Origin of the sequence: Pseudomonas sp. NFIX28, assembly GCF_900107395.1 — a bacterium.
Classification (GTDB): domain Bacteria; phylum Pseudomonadota; class Gammaproteobacteria; order Pseudomonadales; family Pseudomonadaceae; genus Aquipseudomonas.
Genome location: NZ_FNPW01000003.1, coordinates 374,018 through 394,911, shown reverse-complemented (window position 1 = coordinate 394,911; position 20,894 = coordinate 374,018). Strand labels below are relative to the sequence as shown.

Here is a 20,894-nt window from a genome sequence, read left to right as displayed (position 1 = left end):
TGACAACCCATGAATGATTTACAGCTCGACGATTTCAAAACCGATGAAAATGCTGCGATGGTGCTGCTGGTCGACGACCAGGCAATGATCGGTGAGGCTGTGCGGCGTGGGTTGGCGAATGAAGAAAACATCGACTTCCACTTTTGTGCCGACCCCCACCAGGCCATTGCCCAGGCGATCCGCATCAAGCCGACGGTAATCCTCCAGGACCTGGTGATGCCCGGCCTGGACGGCTTGACGCTGGTGCGCGAATACCGCAACCACCCGGCGACCCAGAACATCCCGATCATTGTGCTTTCGACCAAGGAAGACCCGCTGATCAAGAGCGCGGCCTTTGCCGCCGGGGCCAACGATTACCTGGTCAAGCTGCCGGACAATATCGAGCTGGTGGCGCGTATTCGCTACCACTCGCGCTCCTACATGACCCTGTTGCAGCGCGATGCGGCCTATCGCGCGCTGCGGGTCAGCCAGCAGCAATTGCTCGACACCAACCTGGTGCTGCAGCGCCTGATGAACTCCGATGGCCTGACCGGCTTGTCCAACCGCCGGCATTTCGACGAGTACCTGGAGCTGGAGTGGCGCCGGGCAATGCGCGACCAGACCCAGCTGTCGCTGCTGATGATCGATGTCGACTACTTCAAGTCCTATAACGACAATTTCGGGCACCTGGAGGGCGATGAAGCCCTGCGCAAGGTGGCCACGGCGATCCGCGAAGCCAGCAGCCGACCGTCGGATTTGCCGGCGCGATACGGCGGCGAAGAATTTGCCCTGGTGCTGCCAAGCACTTCGCCTGGCGGGGCGCGGTTGGTGGCCGAGAAACTGCGCCAGACCGTGGCCGCCCTGAAGATCCCGCACATCGCGCCGACCGAAGGCGCCAGCCTGACCATCAGCATCGGCCTGTCCACCATGACGCCGCAGCCGAGCACCAGTTGCCGGCAATTGATCTCGGCCGCCGACAAAGGCCTGTATCTGGCCAAGCACAATGGTCGCAACCAGGTGGGAATCGAGTGAAAAAAACCCTCGCCGCGGGGGCCTAAAGCCGCCAGGCGGGCTGCCGCTCCAGCTTGATTACGTTATACTCGCCGGCTTTCAAAAGTTCGCCAACGAGTGCTGCCTGCCATGGAAATCAACCCGATCCTTAACACTATCAAGGACCTGTCCGAGCGCTCCGAAACTATTCGGGGGTATCTTTGACTACGATCAAAAGCATGAGCGTCTGACCGAAGTCAATCGCGAGCTTGAAGATCCGAACGTCTGGAACAAACCTGAATACGCCCAGGAACTGGGCCGCGAGCGCGCTGCGCTGGCGCAGATCGTCGAGACCCTGGACGAATTGTCCGGCGGCCTGGCCGATTGCCGCGACCTGCTGGACATGGCCGTCGAAGAGAACGACGAAGGCGCGGTAGGCGATGTGGTCGCCGAACTGACCCGTCTCGACGAGGCCCTGGCCAAGCTGGAATTCCGTCGCATGTTCAGCGGCGAGATGGACATGAACAACGCCTACCTGGATATCCAGGCCGGTTCCGGCGGCACCGAAGCCCAGGACTGGGCCAACATCCTGCTGCGCATGTACCTGCGCTGGGCCTCCAAGCGTGGCTTCGACGCCACCATCATGGAACTGTCCGAAGGCGAGGTCGCCGGCATCAAGGGCGCCACCGTGCACATCAAGGGCGAATATGCCTTTGGCTGGCTGCGCACCGAAATCGGCGTGCATCGCCTGGTACGCAAGAGCCCGTTCGACTCCGGCGCTCGCCGCCACACCTCGTTCTCGGCGGTATTCGTGTCGCCCGAGATCGATGACAAGGTGGAAATCGAGATCAACCCGGCCGACCTGCGCATCGACACCTACCGTTCCTCCGGTGCCGGTGGCCAGCACGTAAACACCACCGACTCGGCCGTGCGTATCACCCACGTACCGACCAACACCGTGGTCAGCTGCCAGAACGAGCGTTCCCAGCACGCCAACAAGGACACCGCCATGAAAATGCTGCGGGCCAAGTTGTACGAGCAGGAAATGCAGAAGCGCAACGCCGCTTCCCAGGCGCTGGAAGACACCAAGTCCGACATCGGCTGGGGTCATCAGATTCGCTCCTACGTGCTCGACGCTTCGCGGATCAAGGATCTGCGGACCAACATCGAACGCAGTGACTGCGACAAGGTGCTCGACGGCGATATCGACGAATACCTGGTGGCCAGCCTGAAATCGGGGCTGTAAGCCGCGACACCCATGCCGCGGGCACGGCGCGCTTCTGTAGGAGCGAGGCTGGCCCGCGATCCCTTGCCACAGGCAAGGGGCAACGAACCTGTGATGGAATTTTTAAAGACATGAGCGACCTACAACTCGACCAGGCCCTGCAACAGGAAGAAAACACCCTGATCGCCCTGCGTAAGGAAAAGCTTGCTGCCGAGCGCGCCAAGGGCAACGCCTTCCCGAACGACTTCCGCCGCGACAACTACTGCAACGACCTGCAGAAACAGTACGCGGACAAGACCAAGGAAGAGCTGGCCGAGGCGGCGATTCCGGTCAAGGTTGCCGGTCGCATCATGCTCAACCGTGGCTCGTTCATGGTGATCCAGGACATGACCGGGCGGATCCAGGTCTACGTCAACCGCAAGACCCTGCCGGAAGAAACCCTGGACGCGGTCAAGACCTGGGACCTGGGCGACATCATCGCCGCCGAAGGTACCCTGGCCCGTTCCGGCAAGGGCGACCTGTATGTCGAAATGACCAACGTGCGCCTGCTGACCAAGTCGCTGCGCCCGCTGCCGGACAAGCACCACGGCCTGACCGACACCGAGCAGCGCTACCGCCAGCGCTACGTCGACCTGATCGTCAACGAAGACGTGCGCGAGACCTTCCGCGTGCGTTCGCAAGTCATCGCCCACATCCGCAGCTTCCTGATGAAGCGTGACTTCCTGGAAGTGGAAACGCCGATGCTGCAAACCATTCCCGGCGGTGCGGCGGCCAAGCCGTTCGAGACCCACCACAACGCCCTGGACATGGAAATGTTCCTGCGTATCGCGCCGGAGCTGTATCTGAAGCGCCTGGTGGTCGGTGGTTTCGAGAAGGTCTTCGAGATCAACCGCAACTTCCGTAACGAAGGCGTCTCGACCCGGCACAACCCTGAATTCACCATGTTGGAGTTCTACCAGGCCTACGCCGACTACGAAGACAACATGGACCTGACCGAAGAACTGTTCCGCGAGCTGGCTCAGCTGGTCCTGGGTAGCACCGACGTGCCGTACGGCGACAAGGTGTTCCACTTCGGCGAGCCGTTCGTGCGTCTGTCGGTGTTCGACTCGATCCTCAAGTACAACCCCGAGCTGACCGCGGACGACCTGAACGATATCGACAAGGCCCGCGCCATCGCCAAGAAGGCCGGCGCCAAGGTCCTGGGCTTCGAAGGCCTGGGCAAGCTGCAGGTGATGATTTTCGAAGAGCTGGTCGAGCACAAGCTGGATCAGCCGCACTTCATTACCCAGTACCCGTTCGAAGTCTCGCCGCTGGCCCGTCGCAACGACGAGAACCCGAACGTCACCGACCGTTTCGAGCTGTTCATCGGTGGTCGCGAAATCGCCAACGCCTACTCCGAGTTGAACGACGCGGAAGACCAGGCCGAGCGTTTCATGGCCCAGGTGGCCGACAAGGACGCCGGTGACGACGAAGCCATGCACTACGATGCCGACTTCGTTCGCGCCCTGGAGTACGGCATGCCGCCGACCGCCGGTGAAGGTATCGGCATCGACCGCCTGGTGATGCTGCTGACCAACTCCCCGTCGATCCGCGACGTGATCCTGTTCCCGCACATGCGGCCGCAAGCGTAAATATGTTGAATAAAAAGCCGCCGCTTACAGGCGGCTTTTTATTGTCTGTGTGGCACTGACGTACTGCTTTTTTCATTTTTTATGTGAGAGGAATACCTGTCGTGAACCGTGCAATTGCTCAAGAAGGTGCAGCTGGCATCGCCACTGCGGTCGCTGAAAGTGTTCAGTACCAGGGTCGCAAGGCCAGCCGACAGGGCAGTGAGCAACGTCGCCAGGATATTCTCGACGCGGCCATGCGCATTGTCGTGCGCGATGGCGTGCGCGCCGTGCGCCATCGTGCGGTCGCCGCCGAAGCCGGTGTGCCGCTGTCGGCCACCACTTATTACTTCAAGGATATCGATGACTTGCTCACCGATACCTTCGCCCAATACGTCGAGCGCAGCGCCGCCTTCATGGCCAAGCTGTGGGCCAACAACGAGGGGTTGCTGCGGGAAATGGTCGCCTATGGCGACGGCAGCCCCGAATCCCGTGCGCAACTGGCCGACGACATTGCCCGCCTGACCGCCGACTACGTGCAGCGCCAACTGCACAACCGCCGCGAACACCTGATGGCCGAACAGGCATTTCGCCAGGAGGCGTTGCTCAACCCGCGCCTGGCGCTGCTGGTGCGCTCCCATCAGCAGATCCTGCTGCATGGCACTTGCCAGTTTTTCCAGGTATTGGGTTCACGCGAGCCGCAACAGGATGCCAAAGTGTTGACGGCTATAATCGGACGGATGGAATATCAGGGCCTGCTCAACGACGCAGAGCCTCTGGCCGAGGAAGACATGCTGGGCATCCTGACCCGCTACATGCACCTGGTACTGGCCTCGGTGTGATGCAGTCCCGGTAGCCGCTGGCGCAGGCTGCGATAAGGCCCGCAGGGTTTTCCCGCGTTCCATGGGCGCTGCGATGTCCAGGCCGGATACAGGCTTCGCCAGTGGCTACGGCTCGACGGTTGATAGGGAGTGTTGAATGAAAGCCTGGCGCGTTGCGATCGCCTTGTCGTTCCTGCTGCTCAGTGGCTGCCTGGTGTCCTTCAAGGAACCCTTGCCGGCCGACCAGGCAGCCCCCGCGGCGTTGCTGGGCAAGTGGACCAGCAAGAACGCCTGGGGCGAACCGCTCACCCTGCAACTGAGCCGCATCGGCAACAACCGCTACAAGGCCGTCACCACCGTCAAGGCCAAGCCGCAACAGCACGATACTTACGAGTTCACCGTTTCCCGCCATGGCGGCCGCTGGTACCTCTCGGCGGCGGTACCCCAGGCGTTCGGCGGGCATTTCACCATCGCCGGTTTCGAGTTGACCGACGAACACGAGCTGGTGCTCTACCAGCTCGATCTGGAGCAGATCAATCAGGCCCGCGGACAGAACGTCCTGCATGGCGAACCGTTCGACACCAGGGACGGCGTGCTGATCGACAGCGCGCTGCCACAGGTTTTTGCCTATCTGGACGATCCCGCCAACTCCGACGTGTTCGTCGAGGCGGCGCGCTTCCAGCGGGCAGGCAAATAAACGCGGTACCAACGTTTTAACAGGAGTTTGGGGTGGACGATTACCAGCAGACGATACGCACCTTGTCCGATCGCATTGTGCTGGCACAGACGCCGATCCGCGTACTGGATGCGGTGAAGTGGGACGACAACATCCGCAAAGGTTTCCTCAAGGCCAAGGGCAAGGAAATGCCGGCGGTGGACCGTGCCTATTACGAAGGCCGGCCGCTGTCTTTCGATTCCAGCGCAGTGAAGCTGGAGTTCCAGAACATCGAGCGCGACATCACCCGGCAACTCGGCCAGTTCAACCCGGTCGGGCAGATCATGCGGCGCATGTGCAAGGAATACCGCATGGTGGTGCGGATGCTCGAGGCCCGCGGCACCGAGGATTTCGGGCTGATTTCCCAGGAACTCTACGGCGCCGCCTCCGATGCCTTCCATGCCGGCGACCCGACCCTGGCCGACCTGGGCCTGATGCTTTCCGATTACCTGAACAACATCGACTGCCGTGGCGACCTCAAGGACGAACCCAAGACCCTGAGCGCCAAGGAAGCGGTGAGCCTGCTGCAAAGCCGGCTGAACAAGGTGTTCGGCGAGGCCGAGGAAACCATCCGGGTCTTCGAGTCCGACGGCATAGTCGCCGACGCGGCGGCCGGCGCCGACTACATCAAGATCCGCGCCGATGCGCTGTTCAACGACCGCGATGTGCGGGCCCTGGAAGTCCACGAAGGCCTGGTCCACGTGGGCACTACCCTCAACGGCCTGAACCAGCCGATCTGCACCTTCCTGTCCAAGGGCCCGCCCTCGTCGACCGTGACCCAGGAAGGCCTGGCGATCCTGATGGAAATCATCACCTTCGCGTCCTACCCGAGCCGCCTGCGCAAACTGACCAACCGCACCCGCGCGATCCACATGGTGGAGGAGGGCGCGGACTTCATGCAGGTGTTCGAGTTCTTCCGCGAGCAGGGTTTCGAAATGGCCGAGAGTTATGGCAACGCCAGCCGGGTGTTCCGTGGTTCGGTGCCGACCGGCCTGCCATTTACCAAAGACTTGTCCTATCTCAAGGGCTTCATCATGGTCTACAACTACATTCAGTTGGCCGTGCGCAAGGGCAAGCTCGAGCAGGTGCCTCTGCTGTTCTGCGGCAAGACCACCCTGGAAGACATGCGCACCCTGCGGCAGTTGGTGGACGAAGGCCTGGTGGTGCCGCCCAAGTACCTGCCGGACCAGTTCCGCGACATGAACGCGCTGTCGGCCTGGATGTGTTTCTCCAACTTCCTCAATCACCTGAGCCTGGACCGGATCGAGGCGGACTACTCCAACATCCTCTGACGCATACCTGTAGGAGCGAGGCTTGCCCGCGATAGGCCATGACGCGGTGCTGCAGAAAAACCGCGGTGCCTTTATCGCGGGCAAGCCTCGCTCCTACAGAAGTATCCTTTTCAACCCCTGGCGCGAGGCTTCAAGCGGATGAGAGTCCTCAGCATTGTCTGCCTGCTACTGACCTTGAGCGGTTGCAGTTCGCTGCTGTTCTATCCCGAACGCGGCCTGCCGTTCACCCCGGACAAAGTCCGGCTCGACTACCGCGACGTCACCCTGACGACCGCCGACGGCACGCGCTTGCGCGGCTGGTGGCTGCCTGCCAAGGCCGGGGTGCCGATCAAGGGCACGGTGCTGCACCTGCATGGCAATGGCGGCAACCTGTCCGGCCACCTCGGTGGCAGCTGGTGGTTGCCGGAGCAGGGCTATCAGGTGCTGCTGATGGATTACCGTGGCTATGGGGTGTCGCAAGGCAAGCCGAGCCTGCCGGCGATCTACCAGGATGTCGACGCGGCCTTCCAGTGGCTGGACCGGGCGCCGGAAGTCCAGGGCAAGCCGCTGATCGTCTTGGGCCAGAGCCTGGGCGGCGCCCTGGCCATCCATTATCTGGTGGAGCAGCATCCGGAACGCCAGCGCCAGCTCAAGGCGATTATTTTCGACGGCGTCCCGGCCAGTTACCGCGAGGTGGGTCGTTTTGCCCTGAGCACCTCCTGGATGACCTGGCCGTTCCAGGTGCCGCTGTCGTGGCTGGTGCCGGACGGCGACAGCGCGATCAAGGCCATCGCGCGCCTGGATGGCGTGCCCAAGCTGATCTACCACAGCATCGACGATCCCCTCGTGCCGCTTTCCAACGGCATCAGTCTGTATCAAGCTGCGCCCCCGCCCAGGGTGCTGCAATTGACCCGTGGCGGGCATGTGCAGACCTTCGCCGACCCGGTCTGGCGCCAGGTGATGCTGCGGTATCTTGAAGACCCGCAGCATTTCAACGGCCTGCGCCGCCTGGGCGAAATTCCGAATTACCCTGTTCCTTTGAATCCAGTCGTAGAACCTCCAGAGAGTCCGCAATGAGCGAAGAACGTAACGCCATCCCCCTGATCATCACCGGTATCTGCAGCATCCTCGGCACCGTGGCGTGCCTGTGGTACTACGGCTACCTGCATTTCGCCAAGCCGGAGGATGCGTTGCTGCTCAACGATTTCACCATGCTCAAGACCGTGCCTGGCGAGGACTACAAGGTGTCCCTGCAGCCGGCGGCCGAGGTGGCGCAATGCATCGATGGCGTGCTGGTGCTGTTCGACACCGAGCAGAAAGGCCTGACGGGCGTGCTGGTCAACAACAAGAAGCGCGCCGTGCGCTGCATGGGCCAGGAAACCCCGCAGCTCGAGCAGTGAGCGCCCAGGTTGCTGGCGCAAGCCGCGGCCGGTTTGCCGGATAAAAAAAGCCCCGCCGATAAAGGCGGGGCTTTTTCATGGGGTGCGCGGTTTATTGCGCGGGGCCGGGCTTAGTTGGCGCTGATGGCCGAACGTGGCGCGACTGGCTGGTTGTCGTTGGAAATGGTGACTTCCACGCGACGGTTCATGGCGCGTCCGGAAACGCTGGTGTTGTCGGCAACCGGGTATTGCTTGCCGTACCCCTGGGCGACGATGCGTGCCGGATCGACACCCATCTTGATCAGGGCGACCTGTACCGAGGTGGCGCGACGCTCGGACAGCGACTGATTGTAGGCCGCGCTGCCGGTGCTGTCGGTGTAGCCTTCGACAATCACTTTGCGGTCAGGGTTGTCGCGCAGGAACTGCGCCAGCTTGTTGATATTGACCAGGCCGCTGGATTTCAGGTCGGCCTTGTTGGTGGCGAACAGCACGTCACCGAAGGTCACCAGGGTACCGCGGTCGGTCTGCTTGGCGTTGAGGCTGGATTGCAGCTGCTGGATCTGCGCGTCACGGGCAGCCAGAAGCGCCTTGGCGCGCTGGTCGCCGGCGTCCTTGAGCTGGGTTTCCGCGGTGCGCAGGGCGATGGTCTGCTTGGCGACTTCAATCCGCTGGTTGGTCAGGTAGGCCAGTTGGTCGACTTTCTCCTGGTCTTCCTTGTTCAAGTAGGCCTTGTCGGCCTTGTCCAGCCATTCGCTGGCGTCCTTGGTTTCCAGGGCCGCGACCTTGGTGGATTGCGGATTGGCCTGCAGGGCCGAGTAGTTGGTCCGGGCGTTTTCCAGGTTGGCGTTCGGCGGGGTGGAGCATGCCGCCAGTGCCACGCTCATGGCCAACAGGGCAGGGATCATCAGTTGTTTACGCATAATGGTTTCGTCCTTTTATCAATTGCGAATACGTGGGAATCGGTGTCAGCGGCTCATTGCACGCTGCGCATGCCTTCCTGACGTAGTTCCTGAACCCCTTTCTGAGAGTCCTTCAATGTCTGTTCGGCCTTGGCTGCCTGAGCCTTGCGCTCGGCAACGCGGGCGTCCCATTCGGCCTGTTCGGCCAGGCGCCGGGCTTCGTCGTAATTCTTGTCATGCATGGCGAGTTCGGCTTGCTTGAGCTTGTCCTGTGCCGATTTCATTTCCACGGCGGCAAACTCGGTACCGCCTGCGCTGACTGCGCTGTTGACCGCAGATTGCGTCACCGCGTATTGCTCGCTTGGCGGATTACCGGCGCAACCGGCCAGAACCAGGCTGCTACCGAGGGCCAGCGCGGCCAGTTTCAGCCCGCGCAGAGAGGTGGACGAGGATTTGGCAGTGCTGATCTTCATGGTCTTCAACTCCATTGGATAACTCCTGAAAAACATCAAAATCCATCCCGGTTCCGACGCCGTAACGCTGAGTGACGACTGGCTGAGGGCGTTGATATTGAAACGGCCGTCCCAGTGATGGTTATTGGCTGTGACCCGAGGCTTTTTTGAATAGTTCAGCGAAGATGGCCAATCGCCTGAAAATTTTCTGACTGCATGGACAAGGCTCTAGACCGGGAACTTTTGCCTGGCGCAGAGGTACTCCTGACCCGATCCGGGGTCAGGAATAACGCTTTTTATCGAGGGGAAATACCGGCTTGGATCAGTGCTGCTGCTCTTCTGCCTGGGCCGACAGATCGTGCAGATAACGCCGCGACAGGGCGAGAAAACGCGGGGTGGGGCCGATATCTTCGTAGAGCGGATCGCCTTCTTCGTCAACGGCGACCACGTGCTGGCCCTGGACGTAAGGGAAGCTGGTTTCGAGTTCCTCCAGCGCCGCCCCGATCAGTTCGCCCAGCAGTTCCTCGGGCCGGCGTTTGGGGTACATCTCGGCAATTGCCGCCAGGCGCGCAGCGGCTTCGACATCCAGGTAGAGCGTGTAGCCGGTCTTGGTCAGGCGACCCTTGGCATTTTCTTCCCAGTGTTGCGCGAGCTCACGGATTTTCATGGCAACCTCAATGAACACCTGCTTGTGGCAGGGCCTGGTGAGTGACCGGCCAGTGCCGGCGCTAAGCCGTTGTGCGGCTCAATCTTGAGACTAGCTCCATCGCGCCAGGTTTAAAGGCGCTTCGTCGTGCGCCGGCCTTGTCCGCGGCTTTGCGCCAGCAGCGCCCTGGCTGGGACAACCCTTGCTAAGAACCATGCGCTGGCGGCACTCTTGGGGCTTATCAGGAGCCCCAAGTCCGCTGGAGAACAGGTAGATGACCGATATTGATGCGCGCTTGCGCGAAGATGTTCACCTGCTGGGTGAACTGTTGGGCAACACCATTCGTGAACAGTATGGCGAGGGTTTCCTCGACAAGATCGAACAGATCCGCAAAGGCGCCAAGGCCGATCGGCGCGGTTCGCTGGATGCCGAGCTCAGCGCCAGCCTCAATCAGCTCAGCGAGGACGAATTGCTGCCGGTGGCGCGGGCGTTCAACCAGTTCCTCAACCTGGCCAACATCGCCGAGCAGTACCAGCTGATTCACCGCCGCGAGGAGTCGCAGCCGGCGCCGTTCGAGTCGCGGGTGCTGCCGGAACTGCTGGCGCGCCTGCGAGCCGAAGGCCATGGCGCCGAAGCGCTGGCGCGGCAGTTGGGGCGGCTGGAAATCGAGCTGGTGCTGACTGCCCACCCCACCGAAGTTGCCCGCCGCACGCTGATCCAGAAATACGATGCCATCGCCGCGCAACTGGCCGCCCAGGACCATCGCGACCTGACCTCGGCCGAGCGCGCGCAGATCCAGGCGCGCCTGCAGCGCCTGATCGCCGAAGCCTGGCACACCGAGGAAATCCGCCGGACCCGGCCAACGCCGGTGGACGAAGCCAAGTGGGGCTTCGCGGTGATCGAGCATTCGCTGTGGCAGGCCATCCCCAACTACCTGCGCAAGGCCGACCAGGCCTTGCACGCCGCCACCGGCATGCACTTGCCGCTGGAGGCGGCGCCGATCCGCTTCGCTTCGTGGATGGGCGGCGACCGCGACGGCAATCCCAATGTCACCGCGGCCGTGACCCGCGAGGTGCTGTTGCTGGCGCGCTGGATGGCCGCCGACCTGTACCTGCGCGATGTCGATCAGCTGGCTGCCGACCTGTCCATGCAACAAGCCAACGCGGCGTTGCAGGCCCTGGCCGGCGACAGTGCCGAGCCGTATCGCGCGGTGCTCAAGCAGTTGCGCGAGCGCCTGCGGGCCACCCGCAATTGGGCGCAGGCCTCGTTGAGCGGCACCGCGCCGGCGACTGCCCAGGTCTTGCAGAACAACCGCGAGCTGCTGGACCCGCTGGAGCTCTGCTATCAGTCGCTGCACGAATGCGGCATGGGCGTGATCGCCGACGGTCCGCTGCTCGACTGCCTGCGCCGCGCGGTGACCTTCGGCCTGTTCCTGGTGCGCCTGGACGTGCGCCAGGACTCCACGCGCCATACCGCGGCCATGACCGAAATCACCGATTACCTGGGCCTGGGGCGCTACGGCGACTGGAGCGAGCAAGAGCGCATCGATTTCCTGATGCGTGAACTGGGCAACCGCCGGCCGTTGCTGCCTGGTTATTTCAAGCCATCGGCCGACACCGCCGAAGTGCTGGCGACCTGCCGGGAAATCGCCGCGGCCCCGGCGGCTTCGCTGGGCTCCTATGTAATCTCCATGGCCGGCGCGGCTTCCGATGTGCTTGCCGTGCAGCTGCTGCTCAAGGAAGCGGGCGTGCTGCGGCCGATGCGCGTGGTGCCGCTGTTCGAAACCCTGGCCGACCTGGACAACGCCGGCCCGGTGATCGAGCGGTTGCTGCTTTTGCCGGGGTATCGCGCGCGCTTGCAAGGCCCGCAGGAAGTGATGATCGGCTATTCCGACTCGGCCAAGGACGCCGGCACCACGGCCGCCGCCTGGGCGCAGTACCGGGCCCAGGAAAAGCTGGTGGACATCTGCCGCGAGCAGCAGGTCGAGCTGCTGTTGTTCCACGGTCGCGGCGGCACCGTGGGCCGCGGCGGCGGTCCGGCTCATGCGGCGATCCTGTCGCAGCCGCCGGGGTCGGTGGCGGGGCGCTTCCGCACCACCGAGCAAGGGGAAATGATTCGTTTCAAATTCGGGCTGCCAGACATTGCCGAGCAGAACCTCAATCTCTACCTGGCGGCGGTGCTGGAGGCGACCTTGTTGCCTCCGCCCCTGCCGCAGCCAGCCTGGCGCGACTTGATGGACGAACTGGCCGCCGATGGGGTGAAGGCCTATCGCGCGGTGGTGCGGGAGAACCCGCAGTTCGTCGAGTACTTCCGCCAGTCCACGCCAGAGCAGGAGCTCGGCCGCCTGCCCCTGGGCAGCCGGCCGGCCAAGCGCCGCGCCGGCGGCATCGAAAGCCTGCGGGCCATCCCGTGGATTTTCGGCTGGACCCAGACCCGCCTGATGTTGCCGGCCTGGCTGGGCTGGGAAACCGCCTTGAGCAAGGCCCTGGAACGTGGGGAAGGCGAGTTGCTGGGGCAGATGCGCGAGCAGTGGCCGTTTTTCCGCACGCGCATCGATATGCTGGAGATGGTGCTGGCCAAGGCCGACGCGGATATCGCCCGTTCCTACGACGAGCGCTTGGTCGAGCCGGCACTGCTGCCGTTGGGTGCGCATTTACGCGACTTATTGTCGCAGGCGTGTTCGGTGGTGCTGGGGCTGACCGGGCAGTCGCAGTTACTGGCACATAGCCCTGACACCCTGGAGTTCATTCGCCTGCGCAACACCTACCTCGACCCGCTGCATCTATTGCAGGCTGAACTGCTGGCCCGTTCGCGACGCCAGGATGGCGCCCAGGACAGCCCGGTGGAACAGGCGCTGCTGGTGTCTGTGGCAGGGATTGCCGCCGGTTTGCGCAACACCGGCTAAGGTATTTGCCGGGCTTTTCAGTGGTTTGGCGCGGTACTTCGGTCGCTGTCCCGAAAGGCTCGGCGACCGTCGCCAGGCGACACTTTGTTACGGGGTTGCGACCAGCAATACCTTGTCGCCAGGGCATAAAGGCGGTGGGTTGCTCCGACTTTCGGCTGCTTGTGTGCGCTGTGTCGGCTGTGTATCTTGATCAGCCTTTGGCCGTTTGGGCGGCCACTATCCCATTTCCGAGATTGGCCCCACGAGGCGAATCCGAGCGTTTCTAAATAAAAAATTGAGGAGCACATCGATGCGCGTAATTCTGCTGGGAGCTCCCGGGGCCGGTAAAGGTACTCAGGCAAAGTTCATCACCGAAAAATTCGGCATTCCGCAAATCTCCACCGGCGACATGCTTCGCGCAGCGGTCAAGGCCGGCACCGAGCTGGGCCTGAAGGCCAAGAGCGTGATGGACGCCGGTGGCCTGGTCTCCGATGACCTGATCATCAACCTGGTCAAGGAACGCATCAGCCAGGCGGATTGCGCCAAGGGTTTCCTGTTCGATGGCTTCCCACGCACCATTCCTCAGGCCGAAGCGCTGGTCAAAGCCGGCGTCGAGCTGGACAACGTGGTCGAGATCGCCGTCGACGACGAAGAAATCGTCCAGCGCATTGCCGGTCGCCGCGTGCACGAGGCCTCTGGCCGCGTTTACCACACCGTCTACAATCCGCCGAAAGTCGCCGGTAAAGACGACGTCACCGGTGAAGACCTGGTCCAGCGTAAAGACGACACCGAAGAAACCGTGCGTCATCGCCTGTCGGTCTACCACTCCCAGACCAAGCCGCTGGTGGAGTTCTACCAGAACCTGGCCGCTACCCAGGGCAAGCCGAAGTACAGCCACATCGCGGGCGTCGGTTCGGTTGAGTCGATCACCGGCAAGGTGCTTGAAGCGCTGAGCTGACAAGTCGTACCGGCTTCATCTTCAACGGCCCGCTTGCGGGCCGTTGCTGTTTATAATGCGTCACTTTTTTCAACTCCCTCTGCCTTATGGATACATCGATGAGCACCTTGCTGGCCCTGGACACCGCGACTGAAGCTTGCTCCGTTGCCTTGCTGCACGACGGCAAGGTGACGAGCCATTACGAGGTGATCCCGCGCCTGCATGCGCAAAAGCTGCTGCCGATGATCCAGAAACTGCTGGCCGATGCCGGCACCAGCCTGCAGGCCGTCGACGCCATTGCCTTCGGGCGCGGGCCGGGGGCCTTTACCGGTGTGCGCATCGCCATCGGCGTGGTGCAGGGCCTGGCCTTCGCCCTGGAGCGCCCGGTGCTGCCGGTGTCGAACCTGGCGGTGCTGGCGCAGCGCGCATTGCGCGAGCACGGCGCGACCCAGGTGGCTGCCGCCATCGATGCGCGGATGGATGAGGTTTACTGGGGCTGCTACCGCGAAGTCGCGGGTGAAATGCGCCTGGCAGGCGTTGAAGCGGTGCTGCCGCCGGAAGCCGCCGCATTGCCGGCGGACGCCAGCGGCGACTGGTTCGGCGCGGGCACCGGCTGGGGGTATGCCGAGCGTATCGGGGTGCAGACCAGCGGCCAGGACGCGGGCATGCTGCCCCATGCCGAAGATTTGCTGGCCCTGGCGCGTTTTGCCTGGGAACGCGGCGAGGCAATCCCCGCGGACCAGGCGCAGCCGGTGTATCTGCGGGACAAGGTGGCCACGCCGAAAGCGCGCTGACAGGCCGTTGCAGAGCTGTTCGCCACTGCCAGCGCGCGTGGCGAGCGTGTCAATCGTCAGGTTTTCGTGCCAGTTTCCGGCAGCTTTTAAACCTTTCGCATTTTCTGTGTTCTAGTTATCACTCGGCATTTGCGTAGTCGGCGAGGTGCCGCTAAATTGCCATCATCGATATCGAGCATGTGATTATGCGCATAGACGGCATTTCCTCTCAGTCCTACCCCATCAAGCGCAAGCCTCGCAAAGGCAGCGTGCTGCTGGACGACTCCCTCGAGGATGCAGATGCCGTCGAAGTCCAACCCGACACGCCAGCCCAGTCGCGTTCCCAGGCTTCGGCCGGGCGCACCAGCAACCTGCCAGCCCGTCCGCAGGACATGATCTTCCAGCGCGCCATGAAAAGAAGCGTGGCCAATGCCTTGGCCAGCTACCTGACCACCGCCGGTTTCGTCGATTGGGATATGGAAGTGGTGGGTCTCGACCTGCACATCTGATGGTGCTGCCTTATTACCTCGGTTGTCCTTCCTGGAGCGAAAACGCCTGGCGTGAGTACCTGTACCCGGAAAGCGCGCGCCCGACGGATTTCCTCGGCCTGTATTGCCAGGTCTTCAATGCGGTGGAAGGCAATACCACCTTCTACGCGCGCCCCGCGCCGGCCACGGTGCAGCGCTGGGCGCAGACCATGCCCGAACATTTTCGCTTCACGGCCAAGTTTCCCGGCGACATCAGCCACGGCGGCGACCTGCGCGAGCAACTGAGCGCGGCGCAGAGCTTCCTGCAGTTGCTCAGCCCGCTGGGCGAGCGTGTGTCGCCGCTGTGGCTGCAACTGCCCGCGAGTTTCACGCCGCAACGCTTGGCGGAGCTGGCGGGCTTTATCGACGCCCTGGAGCGGCCGCTGGCGGTGGAAGTCCGGCATCGGGATTTCTTCGCCAAGGGCGATGCCGAGCGCATGCTCAATCGCCTGTTGCTGGAGCGTGGCGTGGAGCGCATCTGTCTCGACCCGCGCGCCTTGTTCAGTTGCACTTCCAGCGAGCCTTCGGTGCTCCATGCGCAATCGAAGAAGCCCAAGGTGCCGCCGCGTCCGGCGGCGTTTACCCGGTTTCCCCAGGTGCGCTTTATCGGCCATCCGCAGCTCGAGGCCAACGACCCGTTCCTGGTGCCCTGGATCGACAAGGTTGCCAGCTGGATCGAGGAAGGGCGAACGCCCTACATCTTCCTGCACACCGCCGATAACCGCCTGGCCGCTGAGCTGGCGCGGCGTTTTCACACGCGCCTGATGGCGCGCCTGCCTGGATTGCCAGCCTTGCCTGAGCTATACAGAGAGCCCGCTGCGGAGCAACTCGGCTTGCTCTGAGCGGGATCATTTCCCTGCCCAGGAGTCCGCCAATGGATGCGCAAACCCTTCGTGCCCACACCTTCAAGGCCCTGCATGAACGTGATCGGGCTTTCGTGATTCCCAATCCCTGGGATGCAGGCTCCGCCAAGATGCTGGCGAGCCTCGGCTTCGAGGCCCTGGCGACCACCAGCGCCGGTTTCGCTTTTTCCCTGGCACGCCCCGACGCTGAAGGCGCCTTGTCCCTGGACGACACCCTGGGCAATGTGCGCGCCATCGTCGGGGCCAGCAGCCTGCCGGTGGCGGTCGACCTGGAAAACGGTTTTTCCGACAGCCCGGCAGGTTGTGCCAACACCCTGCGCCAAGCGGCTGCCTGCGGCGCGGTGGGCGGCTCCATCGAAGATGCCACGGGCCGGGCCGACGATCCTATCTATGACTTCACCCTGGCGGTCGAGCGTATCGAGGCTTCGGTCGCCGCGGTCCGGCAATTGCCTTTTCCCTTTGTGCTCACGGCGCGGGCGGAGAACCTGCTGCATGGCCGGCAGGATCTGCCGGACACTATTCGCCGCCTGCAAGCCTACGCCGAGGCCGGTGCCGATGTGCTGTATGCGCCCGGGCTGCGCTCGGCCGAGGAGATCGTCGCGGTGGTTCGTGCGGTGGCGCCCAAGCCGGTCAACGTGCTGATGTCCGGCGGCTTGAAACTGACCCTGGCACAGCTGAGCGAGCTGGGGGTGAAGCGGATCAGCGTTGGTTCGGCCCTGGCGCGAGCGGCCTACGGCGCCTTTTACCAGGCGGCCCGGGAAATCCGTGACCACGGCAGCTTCGACTTTGCCGACCGGGCCTTGCCGTTCGGGCAGATCAACGATTTGTTCAAGGGCTGAGCAGGGGAGGCGCTGTGCGGGCGGGCAAAGTAGGGGCGCTGTTGTTGCTGCTGGTCGCGGCCGGGCTGGTGAGTGTCTGGCGCGGCTGGCTGCCGCTGCCTGCTGCATTGAATCCCTGGGCGCCGTTGCAGGTCAGCGACCCGCCCAACCTGTTGACGCGCTTCAAGCTCATGCGCCTGCGCGATGACCCGCAGTTATGCGACCAGGTGCTGAGGAATTCAGGCTTGCGGGTGAGCCGCCAGCAGGACAGCCCTCCAGACGCGGCCTGCCCCTTGTGCAATGTGCTGCGCGTGCAGGGCGGGGATATCGCCCTGAGCAGCAGCTTTGTTGCCAGCTGCCCGCTGGCCGTGGCTTTTGCCCTGTACCAGCGCCATGGACTGCAGCCCGCGGCCCAGGCCGTGTATGGGCAAGCGGTAAGCCGTATCGAGCATTTGGGCAGCTTCGCCTGCCGCAACATGTACAGCCGCGAGAACGGTTCCCGCAGCCAGCATGCTACGGCCAGTGCCCTGGATATTTCGGCTTTTCGCCTGGCCGACGGGCGCCGTATCAGCGTGCTTAAGGATTGGTCGGGAGACGATGCGGATGCGCGTTTTCTGCGCCTGGCCCGGGACGGGGCCTGCGATGCGTTCAATGTGGTGCTGAGCCCGGATTACAACGCCGCCCATCGCAACCATTTCCATCTGGATGTGGGGCCCTGGTGGATCTGTCGTTGAGTCGGGCTTGAGGCTTAGGCGGCGATCCGCAGGTTCTGCAGGATCAGCGGGCGCGCCCAGCCAGTATCGAAATCGAACTGTTTCTGCTGCTCGATGAGTTCTTCTGGCGGGAAGGGCGGAAAGGGTTTGTCCAGCAGGTCCAGCTCGAACTCGGCGATCGGCAGGTGCAGCGGCCGTGGTTGCGGCGCCGGGCCCGGTTCGGGCTGAGGGTGGCCGGCATTCAGGACGATGGGCCGCACCCAGTCGCTTTCGAAGTCTTGCTGGCGTTGCTGGGCGACGATCTCTTCCACGGGGAAAGGCGGGGCCGGCTTGTCCAGCAGCTCGGTCTCGAATTCGGCGATCGGCAGGAACAACGGCTCCGGTGGGCGGATCTCTGTGTCCTGGACGTCGCAGTGACGCTGGGTCACGATTTGCGCCAGCAGGTCGCTGCCACCGTGGGGTTCGATCGGGCCGTCCACCGCCACCGGGGCGCTGTCGTCAGTGACCTGCGTGCCATCGCCGCGTTGCTCGGCCAGCGCCTGGGCAAAAAAATCCTGCCACAGATGGCTGACGCCGCTCAGTGCCTGGGAATTTTTGAGGCCGTAATCGCCGTGGGGCGATATGACGCCAATGGATAGGCTTCGAATGTCTGACATTTCTCTCGGGTCGACGCTCAGCTCTGGCAAAATGCCGGATAGTTCTTTTATCGGCAGTTTTTGCCGATCATTAATTTTTTGAGCGTGTTTTCAGATGAGTGAGCAACCAGCGGCCTGCCGCATCAAAGTCGAGGCCTTGGCCGAGGCATTCCAGCCGCAGGCGGCGCACTGGGCCGAGCGACTGGGGTTGCCGTTGCGGATCGACGAGGCGGAGTTCGCCCTGCAGGTCGGCGAGCAGGGCTTGCAGTTGCAGCAGCTCGGCGCGGATGCGCCAGGGCCGGTGCGCGTTGACTTTGTCGAGGGCGGCGCGGCGCACCGGCGGCTGTACGGCGGCGGCAGCGGGCAGATGATCGCCAAGGCGGTGGGCATCGCCCAGGGCGTGCGTCCGCGGATCCTGGATGCCACGGCGGGGCTCGGCAAGGATGCGTTCGTCCTGGCTAGCCTGGGCTGCGAGATGAGCCTGATCGAACGCCAGCCGCTGATCGGCGCCTTGCTCGAAGACGGCTTGGCCCGGGCGGGAGAGGATTTCGACGTGGCGCCGATCGTGGCGCGCATGCGCCTGCTCAAGGGCAATTCGATCGAGGTCATGCGCAATTGGGAAGGCGAGCCGCCCCAGGTGATTTACCTGGACCCGATGTTCCCGCATCGGGAAAAGACCGCGCTGGTGAAGAAGGAAATGCGCCTGTTCCGACCGCTGGTGGGCGACGATCCGGACGCCCCGGCGCTGCTCGAGGCCGCTCTGGCACTGGCCAGCCATCGGGTGGTGGTCAAGCGTCCGCGCAAGGCGCCCTGTATCGCCGGCCCCAAGCCGAGCCACGCGCTGGACGGCAAATCCAGCCGTTACGACATCTATCCGAAAAAGGCGCTCAAGGGCTGAGGCCCTGAGCGCGCCCGGCTCAGGCCGGCTCCGGCCGGTAGGCGCGCATGAACAACCCCACCACTTCCTGCACATGCGCCTCGGCGGCTTCGTCGCTCAATGGCTCGCCGTAGCCGTAGAGCAGGCGAAAGTTCGCCGCGCCCTTGAGCAGGCAGAAGAAGTGCTCGGCGGCATTGCGCGGTTTGTCGATGCTCAGGGCGCCGCTCTGGTCGATCCTGGCCAGCAACCGCTCCATGCCTTGCAGCATGCGCTGCGGTCCCGCCTCGAAGAAAATCTGCGATAGCTTCGGATCCTGGCTGCCCAGGGCCATGATCAGGCGGTGCAGGTTCAAAGACTCCTCGCTATTGATCAGCAAATGAAAGCCCCGGGCGATGTTCAGCAGCACGCTTTCGATCGGCATGCCGGCCGGCAGTTCGAAGATCAGCGTCGGCAACTGTTCTTCGCATTTGGCCATCACCGCGGCGGAGAAGAGCGTCTCCTTGTCGTTGAAATGGCTGTACACGGTCAGCTTGGAAACACCGGCTTCGGTAGCCACCGCATCCATGCTGGTATTGGCGTAGCCATTGCTCAGAAACAGCGCTTTCGCGGCTTCGAGGATGGCCTGGCGTTTTGCCAGGTCCTTGGGGCGGCCGGGGCCGTTTGAGGTGGAAAGATTGTCGGACATTCTTCGCTTTTAATACTGGACTGGTGAGTTTGCTATTAATAACATACCCGCCAGTATAATTATTTGAAGCACCCTTAGCGAAAGGTCCCTCACCATGTTCCGCTATGCCTTACCCCTCGCGTTGCCAGTCAGCCTGGCCGTTCTGCTGTCCGCGTGCGGGCATGAAGAAGCGGCGCAGACCACCGTTCGCCCGGCCATGGTGGTACAGCCAGAACCCGCGGCACAGTCAGTAGACAGCTACCCCGGCGAAGTTCGCGCGCGTTACGAACCGGACCTGGCTTTCCGGATTGGGGGCAAGGTCAGCCGACGACTGGTCGAAGAGGGGCAGCGAGTGAAAGCCGACCAGCCGTTGGCCGAGCTCGATCCGCAGGACGTGCGGCTGCAACTGGAGGCTACCCGCGCCCAGGTGGCGGCGGCCGAGGCCAACCTGAACCTGGTGCGTTCCGAGCGCGACCGCTACAAGACCCTGATGGAGCGGCAACTGGTCAGCCGCTCCCAATACGACAACGCCGAAAACCTGTATCGCTCGGGCCTGGCCCGGCTCAAGCAGATCAAGGCCGAGTTCGACGTGGCCAGCAACCAGGCCGGCTACGCGGTGCTGCGCGCGCCCCAGGATGGTGTGGTGGCCCGGCGTACGGTCGAGGTCGGCCAGGTGGTCGCCGCCGGCCAGACCGTCTTCACCCTGGCCACCGACGGCGAGCGTGAAGTGCTGATCAGCCTGCCGGAGCAGGGTTTCGGCCGTTTCCGCATCGGCCAGCCGGTGTCGGTGGAGTTGTGGAGCCAGCCCGACCAGCGTTTCGCCGGGCAGATCCGCGAGCTGTCGCCGGCCGCCGACCCCCGCTCGCGCACCTTCGCCGCGCGCATCGCCTTTACCGCCGGCAAGGTCCCGGCCGAGCTGGGGCAGAGCGCCCGGGTGTTCATTCAAGCCGCGGCCCACGTGCCGTTGTCGGTGCCGCTGTCGGCGGTGACCGCGGAAAACGGCGCCGCCTATGTCTGGCGGGTCGATGCCAACAACACCCTGAAAAAGACCCCGGTGCGCCTCGGCGCCTTCGGCGAGAAGAACGTGCCGGTGCTCGAGGGCCTAGGGGCCAATGACTGGGTGGTGGCGGCGGGTGTGCATGTGCTCCATGAGGGGCAGCAGGTACGCCCGGTGGATCGCTCCAACCGCGTGGTCAATCTGGCGGCCAAGGAGTAATCC

The 20,894-nt window shown here is 63.3% G+C and carries 22 protein-coding genes; 17 read left to right on the top strand and 5 right to left on the bottom strand.

All coding sequences use genetic code 11. The features are described 5' to 3' along the window. Positions 1-9 precede the first annotated feature (9 nt). From BLV20_RS08215 to BLV20_RS08180, 8 genes are all read left to right on the top strand, one after another. Positions 10-1,011 (top strand): diguanylate cyclase domain-containing protein, encoded by a 1,002-nt coding sequence (locus tag BLV20_RS08215; RefSeq protein WP_092299507.1) that lies wholly within the window; start codon positions 10-12, stop codon positions 1,009-1,011. A 108-nt stretch (positions 1,012-1,119) separates the two neighbouring features. Further along, a protein-coding gene (gene prfB / locus BLV20_RS08210) for a peptide chain release factor 2 (RefSeq protein ID WP_124307733.1) occupies positions 1,120-2,215 on the top strand; the annotation gives its coding sequence in 2 pieces (ribosomal slippage) (positions 1,120-1,191 and positions 1,193-2,215; 1,095 coding nt in all). Between the two features lie 110 nt (positions 2,216-2,325). Beyond that, positions 2,326-3,825, top strand: coding sequence for a lysine--tRNA ligase (lysS, locus tag BLV20_RS08205; protein WP_092299504.1), 1,500 nt, complete (start codon positions 2,326-2,328; stop codon positions 3,823-3,825). Between the two features lie 101 nt (positions 3,826-3,926). Continuing rightward, positions 3,927-4,643, top strand: coding sequence for a TetR/AcrR family transcriptional regulator (locus BLV20_RS08200; protein ID WP_092299501.1), 717 nt, complete (start codon positions 3,927-3,929; stop codon positions 4,641-4,643). A gap of 136 nt (positions 4,644-4,779) precedes the next feature. Continuing rightward, entirely contained in the window at positions 4,780-5,319 is a 540-nt protein-coding gene (locus BLV20_RS08195) for a hypothetical protein (protein WP_092299498.1), read from the top strand. A 32-nt stretch (positions 5,320-5,351) separates the two neighbouring features. Then, on the top strand, positions 5,352-6,629 hold the full coding sequence (locus BLV20_RS08190; RefSeq protein ID WP_092299495.1) for a flavohemoglobin expression-modulating QEGLA motif protein: 1,278 nt from the start codon (positions 5,352-5,354) through the stop codon (positions 6,627-6,629). Positions 6,630-6,767: 138 nt separating this feature from the next. Next, positions 6,768-7,685 (top strand): alpha/beta hydrolase, encoded by a 918-nt coding sequence (locus tag BLV20_RS08185; protein ID WP_092299492.1) that lies wholly within the window; start codon positions 6,768-6,770, stop codon positions 7,683-7,685. After that, positions 7,682-8,008, top strand: coding sequence for a PA3694 family proteiin (locus BLV20_RS08180; RefSeq protein WP_092299488.1), 327 nt, complete (start codon positions 7,682-7,684; stop codon positions 8,006-8,008). Before BLV20_RS08185 ends, BLV20_RS08180 begins: the two co-directional genes overlap by 4 nt. Before the next feature lie 110 nt (positions 8,009-8,118). Here the strand turns inward: BLV20_RS08180 and BLV20_RS08175 are convergent, their stop codons facing one another. The 3 genes from BLV20_RS08175 to BLV20_RS08165 form a co-directional block, all read right to left on the bottom strand. Further along, on the bottom strand, positions 8,119-8,907 hold the full coding sequence (locus tag BLV20_RS08175; RefSeq protein ID WP_092299485.1) for a lipotoxin F family OmpA-related lipoprotein LptF: 789 nt from the start codon (positions 8,905-8,907) through the stop codon (positions 8,119-8,121). A 53-nt stretch (positions 8,908-8,960) separates the two neighbouring features. After that, complete coding sequence (locus BLV20_RS08170) at positions 8,961-9,374, bottom strand: DUF4398 domain-containing protein (protein ID WP_092299482.1); 414 nt, start codon at positions 9,372-9,374, stop codon at positions 8,961-8,963. Between the two features lie 286 nt (positions 9,375-9,660). After that, positions 9,661-10,005, bottom strand: a complete 345-nt coding sequence (locus BLV20_RS08165) for a pilin assembly protein (protein WP_092299479.1) — start codon at positions 10,003-10,005, stop codon at positions 9,661-9,663. A 253-nt stretch (positions 10,006-10,258) separates the two neighbouring features. Here BLV20_RS08165 and ppc point away from each other — a divergent pair, with 253 nt between their 5' ends. From ppc to BLV20_RS08130, 7 genes are all read left to right on the top strand, one after another. Beyond that, complete coding sequence (ppc, locus tag BLV20_RS08160; protein WP_092299476.1) at positions 10,259-12,889, top strand: phosphoenolpyruvate carboxylase; 2,631 nt, start codon at positions 10,259-10,261, stop codon at positions 12,887-12,889. Between the two features lie 289 nt (positions 12,890-13,178). Further along, entirely contained in the window at positions 13,179-13,826 is a 648-nt protein-coding gene (adk, locus tag BLV20_RS08155) for an adenylate kinase (protein WP_092299474.1), read from the top strand. A 98-nt stretch (positions 13,827-13,924) separates the two neighbouring features. Next, a complete protein-coding gene (gene tsaB / locus BLV20_RS08150) occupies positions 13,925-14,599 on the top strand; it encodes a tRNA (adenosine(37)-N6)-threonylcarbamoyltransferase complex dimerization subunit type 1 TsaB (RefSeq protein WP_092299471.1) in 675 nt (224 codons plus the stop codon). 185 nt (positions 14,600-14,784) lie between these two features. Beyond that, entirely contained in the window at positions 14,785-15,087 is a 303-nt protein-coding gene (locus tag BLV20_RS08145; RefSeq protein ID WP_092299468.1) for a hypothetical protein, read from the top strand. Then, the gene (locus BLV20_RS08140; protein ID WP_092299465.1) at positions 15,087-15,947 is read left to right on the top strand and encodes a DUF72 domain-containing protein; all 861 of its coding nucleotides are present in this window, start codon (positions 15,087-15,089) and stop codon (positions 15,945-15,947) included. Before BLV20_RS08145 ends, BLV20_RS08140 begins: the two co-directional genes overlap by 1 nt. Before the next feature lie 32 nt (positions 15,948-15,979). After that, entirely contained in the window at positions 15,980-16,807 is an 828-nt protein-coding gene (locus tag BLV20_RS08135; RefSeq protein ID WP_092299462.1) for an isocitrate lyase/PEP mutase family protein, read from the top strand. 14 nt (positions 16,808-16,821) lie between these two features. Then, entirely contained in the window at positions 16,822-17,520 is a 699-nt protein-coding gene (locus BLV20_RS08130; protein ID WP_092299459.1) for an extensin-like domain-containing protein, read from the top strand. Positions 17,521-17,534: 14 nt separating this feature from the next. On the opposite strand, the gene BLV20_RS08125 is transcribed toward BLV20_RS08130, so the two are convergent. Continuing rightward, entirely contained in the window at positions 17,535-18,155 is a 621-nt protein-coding gene (locus tag BLV20_RS08125) for an energy transducer TonB (protein ID WP_175540154.1), read from the bottom strand. A 94-nt stretch (positions 18,156-18,249) separates the two neighbouring features. On the opposite strand from BLV20_RS08125, the gene BLV20_RS08120 reads away from it, so the two are divergent. After that, positions 18,250-19,032, top strand: a complete 783-nt coding sequence (locus BLV20_RS08120) for a class I SAM-dependent methyltransferase (protein ID WP_092299453.1) — start codon at positions 18,250-18,252, stop codon at positions 19,030-19,032. A gap of 19 nt (positions 19,033-19,051) precedes the next feature. Here the strand turns inward: BLV20_RS08120 and BLV20_RS08115 are convergent, their stop codons facing one another. Further along, on the bottom strand, positions 19,052-19,696 hold the full coding sequence (locus tag BLV20_RS08115; protein WP_092299450.1) for a TetR/AcrR family transcriptional regulator: 645 nt from the start codon (positions 19,694-19,696) through the stop codon (positions 19,052-19,054). A 94-nt stretch (positions 19,697-19,790) separates the two neighbouring features. Between BLV20_RS08115 and BLV20_RS08110 the strand changes: the two genes are divergently transcribed. Next, complete coding sequence (locus tag BLV20_RS08110) at positions 19,791-20,891, top strand: efflux RND transporter periplasmic adaptor subunit (RefSeq protein WP_092299447.1); 1,101 nt, start codon at positions 19,791-19,793, stop codon at positions 20,889-20,891. The last annotated feature ends 3 nt before the right edge of the window (positions 20,892-20,894 follow it).